Origin of the sequence: Paenibacillus borealis (assembly GCF_000758665.1) — a bacterium.
GTDB classification, from domain to species: Bacteria; Bacillota; Bacilli; order Paenibacillales; family Paenibacillaceae; genus Paenibacillus_AQ; species Paenibacillus_AQ borealis.
This window is the reverse complement of sequence record NZ_CP009285.1, coordinates 985,727-1,000,199: the sequence shown is the minus strand read 5'-3', so window position 1 is coordinate 1,000,199 and position 14,473 is coordinate 985,727. Positions and strand designations below refer to the sequence as shown.

Sequence of the window (14,473 nt, the reverse complement as noted above, 5' to 3'; positions counted from 1 at the left end):
CCCCTCCAGCAAGCTAAGAGGGATGAGGGCTGGGGTATTCGGGCAGAAGACTAGGAGTGATGAACGATTTCATCAGGATCAGATTGGAACGAGTCGGCAATAGCGAGTCCCGGACCTGCCATAGTCATTTTAACGTCCAGCACTTCCAACGCAGGCTTGCTGTATTCCTTTTTCATATTTTTCACCCCCTTTCATAATATCCGTCAGGACAGCCGCTTCAAAAAGCGGTAGAACACCAGTCCTCGCGTGAGAAGGCGGAAATCCGTGTTGAAAATCAAAGATGGTGCGGGCTCACTACCCAGCCGGTCCAAGCATCCGGCGAGCCCGGCATGATTCAAGTAAGCTGAAGCACGCGGGTCCTGAATCATCTCCCGGAGCTCCTGCAGGAACAGCTGCCACTGCGGAAGCATGCGGGTGATTCCGTCCGCTCCCTGTACACCGCGCCGCTTGCGGTTCAGCCGGACTGTATCCGGCAGCCGTCCCTCCATTGCCCGGCGGATCAGCGACCGGTCCACTCCGTCCTGGACATATTGTCCTTCCGGCACGGACAGGCAGAAGTTGATTACGCGCAGATCATTCGTAGGGTCACGATCCCACACTCTGTACTTCAGCGACAGCTTGGTAGCAGCCGTGCCATTCACATTCCAGATATGCGGCTGCTGGAAATGCTGTCTGCGGATATCGTACACCGTCTGTGATGAGGATGTACCCTCAAGCTCTCTCAGCCGCTCATGCACTCCAGTCCGCCGGGCAAATTCCGGATGAATCAGCTCTGGAGGGACCTCCGGCTTCCCGGAGATCAGCCCGCTGATTCCGGGAAACACCTTACGGCCGACAATCTGCAGCACTTTCTTGCGGCTTGACTCCATCGTTTGATTATAAAGCTTGTTCTCCCGGTAGAAGGTGAGCCAGCGGAATTCCCGGAGCAGCTTCGCCTGGTAATCCAGTGCAGGCCCCCAGGAGACACTCCAGTTTCCCCGCTGTCCGCTGAGCAGAACACCGACACCCTTCATTTGCGCCTGCTCATATATGCCTTTGAGCCAATAGGAATTCTCTATGAATTTGTAGGGCATCTCCATAATATCCAGCCATTCGTCAATTTCGTTATAAGAACTCCGGTCTGGAAAGTTCAGAAAGCTGGGCTGAATATTCCCTACATGGTCAATCGTCTCTTGAATATAAGGACGCTCATCGGTCACCCGCTGGCCCAGGTTAAAGCCTGTAAAGTGGTCCACCGGATAAGAGCTGAATGTGAATAATGGCTTGCCGCAGCGGCGGAGCTCTTCAGCGGCGAAACTCACCACTGAGCCTGAATCCAGCCCACCGCTTAAGTTGGCGCCTGCGGCAAGGTGGGTACGCAGCCGGTCTCTGACTGCCCGCCCGAACACTTCCCGGAACGCTTCCTCGTACTCACCGTTGGTACGAAGCTTTAGTGGAGGCGGAGTCTGAAAAGTGTAGTACCGCGAGAAGATAGTCCCTGTCCCGCTGACCGTCATCGAATGGGCCGGGGGCAGCTGTTCGATTCCCTCATACACCGTGGTGAACATATCTGCCACATCGGTCCGGCCCTGATTGGCCAGGAATTCTGAGATCCAGCCTTCATTCAGACCCTGCCGGCTATCCGGCAAAGCGAGCAAAGGATGGATTACAGTGCAGAAGGAGAACAATCTGCCGGAGCGGCGGAAGTAGAGTGTCCGGTTGCCCGAGAAATCCCTCGCCCCGAACAGCATCTGCTTGCGCGCATCCCAGATCATGAAGGCAAAGTCTCCGATCAGATGGACCGGAGACTGATCACCCCATTTCTCATAGGCCAGCAGGATCAGCAGGCTGTCCGGAATGGAGTCACGGTCTTCCCGGACAACCTGAAGTTGTCCCAGCAGCTCACTGCGGTTATCAATGATCGCATCGGCCACAATGGCCATCCCGCGTTCCGGATCGTAATAGGGGAGAATCTCATTCCGCGACTGTGGAGTAATCCACTGCGAGTGACAGCCGAGGAAGATCCCCTCCGTCTGCCAGCTTCTGGCCGTATCAGCCGGATAACGCTGCAATTGCTGCATAAGGCGCGGACCCAGCTCCGGGTCCAGCGGCCCCTGCTGCATAGAATAGATTCCGGCGATTGCGCTCATTGTACGACCTCCAGCTGTCCGGGAATTCGATACCAGTTCTTAATAAAGAACATTTCTTACTATATAAGATAACGTTCTTACCATGGATTGTGAATAGTACCATCGAGTACTTTTAGGTATCCTTTAGCGTATTGACTTATCAGTATATGTATGGTATTAGGCAGAGGATAAAGCCCTATTATTTACAAGGGAAAATATCCCACATGCAAAAAGCGGAAGGTTCAGGGGGATTCCCCTGAACCTTCCGCTGTAAATATCCCTTATCTTTTAGTAAATAGAGAATTCAAAGATAGACGGCCCGTAAATATCAAAATCCCTTTCGGTCATATACAAGCGGATATAGCGTCCCTGAATCCCTTTGCCGCTTAAATCCACCGTCTCTGTCCAGCTTGTATCCCCCGGGTCACGATCCAGCGTTTCCACTGTTGTCCAGTCCCCCGGATCATCGGTAAGCGTGTCTGCGGTCTGAACCAGAACATGTCTCGCAAACGCCCGCTCCCACTTGATCACAAGACGCTGAATGTCATGGACACTGTTCAGATCCACATAGATCCACTCCGCCTCATTTCTTTGTCCCCAATCGGCTTCCCAGCGGTTCTCCGGATTGCCGTCAGTGATCACATTCGGATCGAAATTAGTATTGGAGCTGGATGCTGTAACCGCCCGGTGCAGGGCCAGATTGACCTCCACATCAGCCGCGAGCACAGTCTGGGTAATCTGGACGTCTGTATAACCTTCCGCCTGAATCCGTACCGGATAACTGCCAGCCTCATTAATACTGGATGAATTCAAAGTAATGACACCATCCGTAACGGAATAATCTGTTCCGGGCACCAGCTCCTTAGTACCCAAAGTGATAACAGAAATTGCACCTGCCCAGGCAATGTCGGATGCGAAGGTCAGTGTGAAGCTGCTGCCTGCGGTATTGCCGCTGGTATCTGGTGTTACAGCCGGAGGAGTCAGCTGCGCCGGTTCTTCTGGACCGGTTCCCCCGCCATTCCCGCCTCCGTCCGCCCTCACGCCGTGCACTTCAAATTCCCAGAGCGAGTACCCGTAAGCCGTTGCTCTCGCTGAGCCCAGCATGCGGACGTGGCGGGCTGCGATATTACCCAGTACAATCGTATCTATTCCTCCGTTACCCGCGCCCTCAGTGTAAGCATCACTCCAGTCACTTTCCGCAGGAACCGCTGCGGTTGCCACCTGAATCTTGTAAGCCTTGCCGTAAGCAGCTTCCCAGTTCAGCACAACGGTGTCTATAGTGTAGAGCGCCCCGAGATCAACGGCAATCCACTGCGGGTCCACTGCTGCTGCAGATTCCCAGCGCGTTGCTCCCGTTCCCTTGCCGTCAAAGGCATTAGCTGCGGGCTGCGGTTCTGTGGAGGCTGTTCCCGTCTTACCGGCAGCCACGTTCGGTGATGCTGTGGTAATCTCCTGTACAACTTCGTTTGCGCCGTATCCTTCTGCCAGCACAGAGATCGTATAGCTGCTGATCGCCGGGAATAGTGAGGCATCCAGCGTAATCAGACCAGCGGCAAGGGTCACTTTATCCATTGGGACCGTCACTCCGTTGATCTTGACGGTATGAATGGCGCTCTGCCATTCTTCCTGGCCTGCGAAGGTCAGCTCAATATTGCTGCCGAGCTTATTGTCCGTATGATCCGCATTCAGCTGCGGACCGCTGCGCACTTCCTTCAGTACGATGTCATCCAGATAGACATGATGCTCTTCATCCGGTGTGGCAGAAGTAGCTGTAATCACATTGCCCAGCAAGTACTTCAGCGACAGCGTAACTCCTGCCGCCGGCTTCAGCATAGCCGTGTGAACCGCAGCCGAATCATTTGTGAAGTCGAAATTGACTTTGGCATCACCGTTATAGCCGGTCAGCTCGATCTGAACCGGACGGTCCACCGTTGACCATCCGCGGAAGGCCAGCTCATAAGTCTTGCCGCCCTCCAGTTTAATCCCGGCCTGGGTAAGCTGCGTATACCAGCTTACCGGCACTCCCGGAGGACCCCATTCCAGTGTAATTCCTCCATTATAATGAATATTGAGATCGGCAACCCCGTCTGTCACCTCGAAGGTGGAATCCCCCTTCGTGCCTACCCAATGCTCCCAGCTCTCCGTTCCTTTGGAGAAGCTGCCGTTCGCCAGCAGATTGCCGTCACTTTCTATCAGAGACTGGCTTACTGCCGTATCCGCATAACCAGTTGCTTTTACCGTAACCGAATGAGAGCCGGCCGAAGTAAACGCCTCCGGACCAAGCACAATCAATCCCGGCTGCAGGGTGTATTTCTGATGATCCAGCAGCTGCCCGTCAATCAGCACCGCACTTATTGCTGTGCGCCATGCGGCATTATCGGTATAGGCCAGTTCGATCGGCTGGCCGACACGCAGATCGGTAGTATCCGCAGCCAGGGTCTGCGGCCGCTTCAGCGGGGCGTCCTTCACTTCCAGAACGACATTCCTGAAGGAGACCTCATGTGCGCCGGCCGGAGCCTGCGGCGTCTTGCCGAGCAGGAACTTGAGCGCCACATTATCATCGGCTGCCGGCTTGAACGTATACTCGAACTGCTTCCAGTCCGTGCCGAGCGTAATGGCGCCTGAATCAAAACGTCTGGTATAAGCCGCATTCTCCAGCGTTGCCTGAGTATCACGGGCTACTGAAGATTTCGCTTCGAACGACAGTGTATAGGTGAAGCCCTTGCTTAGCAGAAGGTTGGATTGGTTCAGCATGACATTCCATGCTTCAGTTCCGACACTGGCTACCGCAACCTTGGCCGCGCCGCCCGCTGCCGAGAAGGCGGCGGAAGCACCTTGTGTGAACGGCTCCCAGCCGGACAGGCCGGAGGAGAAATCCCCGTTCTTCAGCGGATACAGGCTTACAGTGCTGTAGTCCACATTGTTATTCGTCGTGCGGATCAGCCGGATGTTATCCAGCGTTACAGACGCGCTGCTGCCGCCAAGCTCAAGGATCAGCTGCCCTTCTGTATCGCTAATCTGTGCAGGCATCGTGAATGTCACAGTACTCACATTGTCAGTTGTACCTACCGCAATCTGGTTGTCCTGAGCGTAGACGGCAGTTCCGTCCTTGCTCACAAACTTAACGCCAACAGTCCTGTCAGCTTCCGCTCTGGCATTAAAGCTCAATTGATAAGTATCACTCTGCAGCAGATTGATTCCCTTTTGCACCAATTGGATATTCCCCGGCGTGCTTCCGCCATCCTGGATATGGACCGCCAGTTCCTCCAGCGCAGGGTTAACACTGGCCGTAGCGGCCGCACCCGCCGCAGTGAAATTCCAATACTTCATCCGGTCCATGGTGCCCAGATCGAAACCGCCGTTATAGATATGATTGCCGTCTTCCAGCGGCGCTTTCGCTCCGTTCGGATCGTTGACCTGCTCAACTTCTTCCAGACGCACATTACCGATCCAGACTGTATTTGTATTGAGGCCCAGATTGAATTCCAGCCGGGCTGCGATATCCGTTACAGCCGCCATCGGGAAGCTGTATTCATAGTGCTTCAATCCGGTTTTGAGTGCAGCCTCGAAATTATCGGAGTAAGCAGACCAGCCGTTGTCGGCATCGCCGCCCATTTTAATGGAGATCGAACGGTCTACCGAGGCTTTGGCATCAAAGCTCAGCTTATAATTATGTCCTCTCACAAGTGGAGCGTATTGAATCATCTGCAGCGCGTATGACTGGTTCCCTCCGTTTGTGGGTACGATTCTGGCATAATTGCGGCCGTCTATCGCTTCAACCGTTGCGCTTCCCGCACCGCTATAGTCCGGGGTGTGCAGGAAATTCCACTTGTCTGCGGCAAGCGTCTGGCTGCTGCTGGCAATGTCCGTTAAGCCCTGCTCAAAATTCGGGTCTGCGATATAGCTGCCATCTACCGGCTGCCGCGCTTCCGCAGGAACAGGCTCTATTTCCACCACCGGCTCAACCGGCTCACGAAGCGGCTTGCCGGACAGCTCGTAAGCACGTACATAGTCCACTTCCATGGCAGCTGGCAGCTTCGCATCCGGCGGAAGCAGATTGCCGTCAAAAGTACCGCCGATCGCCAAATTCAATATCAGATAAAAAGGCTTGTTGAACGGTGCAGGGAATGCGTACTTATCGGGCTGGCCGATACCTTCACTGCTCCACTCATTAACTGTCTTAAATACCTTGCCGTCTACGTACCAGCGGATTTCACCAGGCTCCCATTCGACCCCATAGGTATGGAACTGGGTTATCGACTCTCCTGCCGGGAAGTCGTAATCGCCGCCCGCAGATTTATTGTTCGGCCATTGCTTGCCGAAGTGAATCGTTCCGGCCACTTCCTGCGGCAGCCGTCCGCGCGCTTCCATAATATCCAGCTCACCGGAGGATGCCCAGGTTCCATAAGCGCTGTCTTTGGGCATCATCCAGAACGCCGGCCATATTCCCTGGCCTTCCGGCATCTTAATACGTGCCTCAAATTTGCCGTACTGCTGGGTATAGGTAGGTGAAGTCCAGAGCCGGCCTGAAGTATACGGTTTCCCGGCTAAGGTCTGTTTCCGGGCCGTAATTGTAAGCTTACCGTCTTGAACCTTCAGATTATCCTTCGAATAATACTGCTGTTCATTATTGCCCCAGCCGTCCAGCCCGAAATCCGAGCCGGTACCGTTTTGATAAGCCCATTTATCCAGGTTGACTCCGTTCGTGTCCACGTTGCTGCCGCTTCCGTCGAACTCATCGCCCCAGATCAGCTTCCACTCTCCAATGGTCTGCTGCAGCTCGGCGTCCGTATAGCCGGCGGCTTTGATAGTAACTGCTGCTTCGCCAACCCCGGTGAATACAGCTGACTTGATCGTAATGGCTCCGGCAGAAATGATATAATCCACATTCCGCTCAAGCGCGCTGCCGTCCAGCAGTACATCGGTAATCGCTTCCCGCCAGGCCGGACTGTCCGTGAATGTAATCTTCACATCCTTGCCCAGCACATTGTCCGTAGTTTCCGGCACAAGCACTGGCGCTGCCGAATCTTGAACCGGTGTGCTCGTCGGCGTACTTGTTGGCGTGCTCGTCGGCGTACTTGTTGGCGTGCTCGTCGGCGTACTTGTCGGCGAGCTCGTTGGTGTACTTATTGGCGTGCTCGTCGGCGTGCTCGTCGGTGTGCTCGTTGGTGTACTTGTCGGCGTGCTCGTTGGCGTACTTGTCGGTGTACTTGTCGGCGTGCTCGTTGGCGTACTTGTTGGCGTGCTCGTCGGCGTACTTGTTGGCGTGCTCGTCGGCGTACTTGTTGGTGTGCTCGTTGGTGTACTTGTCGGTGTGCTCGTTGGCGTACTTGGAGGATCGTTTACGGTTACGCTCGCCGGAGTGCTTGCAGGACGCAGCGTGGGGGTAGCAGTACTGCTTGTTTGTCCGTTTACAAGACCGCTGCTGACAGCATAAGCGCTTCCCTCTGTTACCGGCTTGTCGTTCAGAGTGGTTCCAGTTGAAGCCGTTCTGAACTCGGTAATGCTTCCCTTCACACTAAGAGCTGTACCCGTGGCCTCTTCTCTGACGTTCAGCTTGCCGACAGTGGACTTCTCACCTACATCAACTGCAGCGCTGCTCTGTACATCCAGCTCCCCGATAGTGGAGCTTCCTTCCAGAACTACCCGTACCGGCCCATCCGGTTTGTTCACCACAACAGAGCCCACTTGAGAGTTGCTGATATGCACCGAGTGAGCACCGCCCCCGTTCACATACAGCGTACCCTTGACGTCTATATGCTCGAGGATGACATCACCTTCTCCCACACCGGCCGTAACGAGAATATCTCCCGCTGCCTTCGTATCTTTGACCGTGCTTCCGCCGCTGGCAATCAGCACGTTTCCGGTTGCCGGCAGATTTCCGTATACTCCCGGAGCATGGACAATCTCTCCGGCCAGCCGGTCCAGCAGCGCGATAGCCTCAGCCCTTGTAATGGACTGCTGCGGACGCAGTGTCCCATCCTCGAATCCCTTCACATAACCGCCAGCCACAAGACTGGCGAGCGGCGCTTCGGCATATGCGGCAACCCTGCTGCGGTCATTGAATCCGGACAATACATTTGTATCCGCTTTCAACAACGGGAATAATGCCTCAGCCATCTTCGCCGCTTCCTGCCGGGTGACTGCGGCTTCCGGCAGGAACCTGCCATCAGGATATCCGTCAATATAGCCGGCTTGTCTTGCGATAGCCACTTGATCCGCATACCATTTGCCCGCACTCACATCGCTAAATGCCGACGCCGACTTGGTGCTGAAGCCAAACAATGCATTGATCAACTTGGAGAATTCTGCGCGGCTGATCTCCGCACCCGGCCGGAACTTGCCTCCGCTGCCGTTTGTCAGTCCAAGAGCCGCCCATTTCTCAATTTGTGCACGGGCCCAGTTCCCCTGGATATCTGCAAAGAACCCAGTGCCTGTCTGAACTGAGGATACCGGTGCCGCAGGGCCGTCTGCCAATGCCGCCCAGCCCGTTCCTGCCGGGCCGGCTACCAGAACCGCACTAAGCAGAATGGACGCGAATTTACGTTGTAATACGAAGCTGCTTCTTTTCATTATTTTCACTGTCCCTTCCGGATAATAAATTGCTTCATTATATATAGCAAAGGAACGCTACATTCGAACTTGCAGCGTTCCTGTTCACTAGCCCGTGCCTCTTACTACTTCCCGCTTATTTGCTGCTGGCAGAATTGTACCAGTCATTAACTTCCTTCGTGATTTGATCGCCGCCTGATTTCTTCCAGTTATCCACCATCGTGTCAAACTCATCGATAGGGGATTGGCCGTAGATGATTTTGGAATACGTCTGATTGATCAGCTTGTTCAGCAGCTCATTCTTCTGCTTCATCGTTTCGGTCAGCGGTCCCTGGAAGTAATTCTTCATGCGGATATCCTTCTGTTCCAGGACGATCTTCATCGCTTCAATATTCTCCGGCTTGCGGATCGCAGCCGATTGGATTTCATATGGCGTCACAGGAGCTTCGCCGTTAGCCAGCTTACTCATAGTGTCCGCATACAGCGACGGCTGGCGTGCGCCCTCAAAGGTCAGCGTGTAGTAGATCGGTTCAACCAGGTGTGTGCGGTCCGCATAGTCCGGGAAGAGATCCGGATATTTCTGCGGGTCCTTGGTGATGGTGCCGTCAGGCAGCTTAGCCCAGTCGTAACCTTCAGCAAAGCCGTTCTCGAACTCGCTGCCCTTTTCAGGGTTAGCCCAGTTGTCGAAGAAGAAGTTATAGTAGCGGAGCAGCGCCTCAGGGTTCTTGGCATCCTTGTTAATCAGCATCCAGCCGTTAACGGAAGGGTTGCCGCTCTGTGCGCCGATCTTGCCGTCAGGTCCGGCCGGAAGCGGATAACCTTTGTATTTCGCCCCTGGAACGTTGTTCAGCAGATCGCCGAACGGCCAGTCAGGCATCCAGTTACGGCCTACCAGTGCTCCTGCCTGGCCCTTGGTGAACAGCTCGGCTGCCCCGTTCTCATCCTTCAGCCCGGAATCCTTCGAGATATAGCCTTTATCCATCCAGGTCTTCAGTGTGGCAAGCGCCTGTTTGGCACCCGGATCGATCGAACCGTAGGTCAGGGTACCATCAGCCGATTTGTTCCATTGGCCCGGCAGTGTACCATAGTCCCCGAACAGCCAGCTGATATCACCCATCCAGCCGAGGAACGTATTCTTGAAGCCTGTTGCGATTCCGAGGGTATCCTTCTTGCCGTTGCCGTCAGGATCTTTGTTCACGAAGGCATCCATAATCGCTTCGAAATCTGCCAGCGTCTTCGGCGGCTGCAGGCCCAGCTTATCCATCCAGTCCTGACGCAGCCAGAGAAGCATGTCGTCATTGTAGGCATAATCCAGAACCGGAAGGGCCATCCGCTGGCCGTCACGGGTTACCGGGAGCCAGGTGTCGGCATTAAGCTCAACGCCCTTCTTGTAATTGTCTCCGGCATACTTATCGAACAGGTCACCGATATCCATGAATTGACCGGAATCAATCAGCATGTTGACGGTTTCCATGTCACCGCGGTAGGTGATCACATCCGGCATTTTTTCACCCGAGGAGAGCATCAGGCGCAGCTTCGTTTTGTAGGCATCATTGGTATCGGTTACGATCCAGTCGTATTTAACATCGATGCCCAGGTTATCTTTCATGTAACTTTGCATTACATTGTTCTCCATGGTCTCGCCATTCTTGAAGAAATAGTTCGTTCCGATCCCCTTAACGGTCGTAAGCGTAATCGGCTCTACATATTTGCTTCCATCCCAGCCCGTTTCATCCACATTGCCCGCTGCATTCGTTGCACTGGCATTGCCGCCTGCATTAGTGCTCTCTGCAGCCGCTTTGGTCGCAGCCGGCTCATTCTGGGCATTATTGCCGTTACCCGAACAGGCCGTTACACTGAACGCCAGAGCCGAAACCAGCAATACGCTGGACACTCGTTTGAGTTGCATATTGATCTTGTCCCCCTACATGTATAATTGATTGAGAGCGCTTACTGTCCCCTCACACACTCACTATAAAACCGGTTTCGATTTAAGGAAATGCCCTAAATTTGGTCCCGATGCCAATATATTATCCTCTTGCCTGTTACTCTTTAATGGCCCCCAATACGATACCCTTCACGAAAAAGCGCTGCAGGAACGGATAGACAATCAGCACCGGCAGAATTCCGATAAAAATCTGGGCGGCCTTCACCGTCCGCTGCGAGATATTCTTCAGTTCATTGACATCCGGATTCAGCTTGCTGAAATCCTGCTGGACAATGATGGTCTGCAGGAAGGTGGCCAGCGGATAGTTGCGGTAATTGTTGATATACAGCAGACCGTCGAACCAGGCATTCCAGTTGCCCACAATGGAGAACAGTGACAGTGTAGCAATGGATGGCATCGCAAGCGGCAGATATACACGGAACAATACGGTGAAATGCCCTGCTCCATCAATCAGCGCGGCCTCTTCCATCTCCTTCGGCGTTGCCTTGAAAAAGTTCATCAGCAGGATCATATTGAACACCTGGACGGCTCCCGGCAGCACCAGCGCCCAGATGGTGTCCATCAGGTGCAGGTTGCGCACAACGATATAGGATGGAATCATCCCCCCGGTAAAAAGCATTGTGAAGACAAAATACCAGGCGTAAATATTGCGGCTTTTGAATACGGACGCATCCTTGGACAGAGCGTAGCCTGCGAGGATAATGACACTCATGGTCATGAATGTTCCCAGCACCGTCCGCCCCAGTGAGATGACGAACGCCCGCGAGAAATTCGGATTGTTCAGCGTCTTGGTATACGATTCGATGTTGAAATCAACCGGCCACAAGCCGACCAGATGTGAATTGGCAGGTGCGCTTGCGCTGAAGCTGATGGCAAGAATATGAATAATCGGCAGAATACAGAGAATTCCGGCCAACAGCAGAATGCAATAATTTAGAACCGTAAACAGCCTGTACCCCGTTGTTTTGTAATACATGAGTCCGCACCTCCCTAGAATATTTTATAATCTGCCAGCTTGTACGCCACCCGGTAACCAATGACAATCAGCACGAAGCCCACAAGTGATTTGAAAATGCCGACTGCTGTCCCAAAGCTGTACTGGCCGTTTAGAATACCCGTGCGGTACACGAATGTATCGATAATGTCGCCCTTGTCGTAAACCAGCGGATTGTACAGATTGAAAATCTGGTCAAACCCGGCGTTCATTATATTCCCGATCGCCAGTGTCCCGACCACAATAACGATAGGTGCAAGCGAAGGAATCGTGATGCTCAGCGTTTGTCTCCAGCGGTTCGCGCCGTCCACTTCTGCAGCTTCGTAGAGTGACGGATTCACGCCGGCGAGTGCAGCCAGATAGACGATTGTTCCGAAGCCGAACTGCTGCCATACATCGGTTAGAACGACAATGAACCGGAACCAGTTGCCGCTTCCCAGGAACAGGATCGGATCGAGGCCGAACCAGTTATGCAGCAGCATATTGATAATTCCATCGGTTGAGAGCATATCGTTCAAGATACCGCCCAGGAATACCCATGAGATAAAATAAGGCAGGTACACCAGCGTCTGTACCGTCCGTTTAACCGAATTTCTCCGCACCTCATTAAGCAGCAGCGCAAAGCAGAATGGCACCACAATATTAAAGATGATCTTAAGTCCGGCGATCAGCGTGGTATTCAGAATGACCTGTTTGCTGTCCGGATACTCGAACATAAATTTGAAATGGTCCAGCCCGACCCACTTGGAGCCCCATATGCCATCGTAAGGTTTATAGTCCTTGAATGCGATTACCAGACCGCCCAGCGGCAAGTATCCGAAGATAAATTGCAGCACCACGGCAGGCAGCAGCATCACATGCAGCGGCCATGTCCGTCTCAGAAAACCTTTGATTCCCTTACGCCTAACCGGTGTGCCGATCCCGGTTACTTCCCCTACTGTTCCCATGCCCAAAATCCTCTCCACCTCTTTTTTTAGGATTGACATCTGCGCCGTCATCCTGCAATAGTAAGTATAGCAATGACCGATTTTCCCCGTCTGCGCCTATAATTTTGGAACGATGCCTCATTTTTTGTTTCTTGCATTCCGCGAAACGGAGGAGCTGCAGGGTTATGAACATACGCATGAATACGTTTACAAAAATTGTCGGACTCATCCTTCTGCTGCTGATTCCTATCCTCGTACTCTACTGGTTCTCCAACCAGACGAGTCTCCGCGTTGTGTCGGACGAGGTGGAGAAATCCATGTATAAGGATCTTTCCTTTTTCGCTACCCAGACCGATAATACGGCAGCCCAACTGTCCAAGAGCGGACTGACCATCAGCGAGGATATCAATGTCCGCAATCTCGAGTTTATTGAAATCGCGACCCTGTACGAGCAGACCAATGAAAAGCTGCGGATTGATGAGAAGCTGAGGCTGCTGATCGCTTCCTCCACCTGGGATACCACACTCAGCATTATCACACCGGATACCCGGACCTTCGTGTCATCCAATGCCTCTATCCAGTACGATGTGGATTTGATCAACCGGAATTTCACACGGGTCTGGCGGTATACAGAGGATGTACCCGCCTACTTCCGTAAACAGCCGCGCTTCGTCCGCTATATTACAGAGCCCTATTCCTCACCGCTGGACAAGGCGTCACTAATCGTGGAGATAAGCTTTCCCGTCACGGATCTAACCAAGGCGCTTGACCGGTTCAAGCAAGGCGGTAAGGGCGACCCGTTCTTTATTAATTCTGCAGGAGATATTATCCGTTCGATGGATGCCGACGAAACGCTGCAGGGCGAGCTGATCCGCCAGATGGATCTGCCCGATCTGGTCAAAACGCCGTTTACCCGCTTCTCTCTTTCCGGTAGCGAATATGCTGTCGGCTCCGTGTGGATGCCGGAGCTTGGGCTGTATCTGGTGGATTATTTGCCGATCCAGGATGTCGTCCGGCCGATCACAGCGAACCGCAACCTGTTCTATATCTCGATCTTCTTCCTGCTCATCGGCAGCACAGTCGCCGCCTATTTCCTGTACAACAACGTGCAGGTACCCATCCGCGAGCTTATCCGCGGGGTCCGCAGAGTCAAACGGGGGGATTATACTACGATGAATATCCTGCACCCCAACAATGAGTTCCACTTCCTGCTGGTCAGCTTCAACGATATGGCGAAGCAGATTGAACAGCTGATTCAGAATGTCTATCTGGAGCAGATTGCTTCGAGAGACGCTAATCTGAAGCAGCTGCAGTCGCAGATTAACCCGCATTTCCTCTATAATTGCTTCACTCTTATCCGCAGCCTGACGCGGCTAGGAGAGAAGGAGACGGTGATGCAGCTGTCGATGCATCTCAGCAAATACTACCGCTACACCACCTATTCCGACCGCCAGACCGCAGGGCTGCGGGAGGAGATCGAGCTGGTCAACAGCTACCTGGCCATCCAGGCAATCAAGGTTCAGGATTTGAAATATGAGATCGATATTCCTGCGGCATTTGCCGAGCTGGAGCTGCCCCGCCTTATTCTCCAGCCGCTGGTGGAGAATGCCGTACTGCACGGCATTGAGCCGGTAGGCTGCGGAAGCATCCGGGTCAGCGCCTGCGTAACGGAGGGCTTCAACATCATCACCGTGCAGGATGACGGCATCGGGCTTACGGAAGAGCAGCTCGCGGATCTGCAGCGGCAGATCGTGATCCCGCCGCTGGAAGACAAAGGCTGCGCGCTGTGGAATACACGCCAGCGGATGCAGCTGCAGTTCGGGCCTGAAGCCGGATTGCGCATCATCCGCCGCGCCCAGGGCGGCATTGAAGCCCAGTTGTACTGGCCCAAGCAGGCGGACTATAACACCGCTGCTTCATAGCCAATTTATCGAGGGGGAACATG

The 14,473-nt window shown here is 53.7% G+C and carries 7 protein-coding genes; 1 reads left to right on the top strand and 6 read right to left on the bottom strand.

Translation table 11 applies throughout. The annotated features are described in order from the left end of the window. Positions 1–50: 50 nt before the first annotated feature. The 6 genes from PBOR_RS36815 to PBOR_RS04170 form a co-directional block, all read right to left on the bottom strand. Positions 51–176, bottom strand: a complete 126-nt coding sequence (locus PBOR_RS36815; protein ID WP_039869839.1) for a paeninodin family lasso peptide — start codon at positions 174–176, stop codon at positions 51–53. 27 nt (positions 177–203) lie between these two features. Next, the gene (locus tag PBOR_RS04190; RefSeq protein WP_042210615.1) at positions 204–2,129 is read right to left on the bottom strand and encodes an asparagine synthase-related protein; all 1,926 of its coding nucleotides are present in this window, start codon (positions 2,127–2,129) and stop codon (positions 204–206) included. A gap of 267 nt (positions 2,130–2,396) precedes the next feature. Continuing rightward, a complete protein-coding gene (locus PBOR_RS34870; protein WP_052429324.1) occupies positions 2,397–8,681 on the bottom strand; it encodes a hemoblobin-interacting domain-containing protein in 6,285 nt (2,094 codons plus the stop codon). 115 nt (positions 8,682–8,796) lie between these two features. Next, on the bottom strand, positions 8,797–10,569 hold the full coding sequence (locus PBOR_RS04180) for an extracellular solute-binding protein (RefSeq protein WP_042210614.1): 1,773 nt from the start codon (positions 10,567–10,569) through the stop codon (positions 8,797–8,799). Positions 10,570–10,705: 136 nt separating this feature from the next. Further along, a complete protein-coding gene (locus PBOR_RS04175; protein ID WP_042210613.1) occupies positions 10,706–11,584 on the bottom strand; it encodes a carbohydrate ABC transporter permease in 879 nt (292 codons plus the stop codon). Between the two features lie 14 nt (positions 11,585–11,598). After that, positions 11,599–12,549, bottom strand: a complete 951-nt coding sequence (locus PBOR_RS04170; protein ID WP_081971902.1) for an ABC transporter permease — start codon at positions 12,547–12,549, stop codon at positions 11,599–11,601. A 164-nt stretch (positions 12,550–12,713) separates the two neighbouring features. Here PBOR_RS04170 and PBOR_RS04165 point away from each other — a divergent pair, with 164 nt between their 5' ends. Continuing rightward, positions 12,714–14,450, top strand: coding sequence for a sensor histidine kinase (locus PBOR_RS04165; RefSeq protein WP_042210612.1), 1,737 nt, complete (start codon positions 12,714–12,716; stop codon positions 14,448–14,450). The last annotated feature ends 23 nt before the right edge of the window (positions 14,451–14,473 follow it).

Bases quoted from the DNA above. Each gene is read 5' to 3' on its own strand.
- PBOR_RS36815 (WP_039869839.1), bottom strand. From the start codon at position 176: ATGAAAAAGGAATACAGCAAGCCTGCGTTGGAAGTGCTGGACGTTAAA.
- PBOR_RS04190 (WP_042210615.1), bottom strand. From the start codon at position 2,129: ATGAGCGCAATCGCCGGAATCTATTCTATGCAGCAGGGGCCGCTGGAC.
- PBOR_RS34870 (WP_052429324.1), bottom strand. From the start codon at position 8,681: ATGAAAAGAAGCAGCTTCGTATTACAACGTAAATTCGCGTCCATTCTG.
- PBOR_RS04180 (WP_042210614.1), bottom strand. From the start codon at position 10,569: ATGCAACTCAAACGAGTGTCCAGCGTATTGCTGGTTTCGGCTCTGGCG.
- PBOR_RS04175 (WP_042210613.1), bottom strand. From the start codon at position 11,584: ATGTATTACAAAACAACGGGGTACAGGCTGTTTACGGTTCTAAATTAT.
- PBOR_RS04170 (WP_081971902.1), bottom strand. From the start codon at position 12,549: ATGGGAACAGTAGGGGAAGTAACCGGGATCGGCACACCGGTTAGGCGT.
- PBOR_RS04165 (WP_042210612.1), top strand. From the start codon at position 12,714: ATGAACATACGCATGAATACGTTTACAAAAATTGTCGGACTCATCCTT.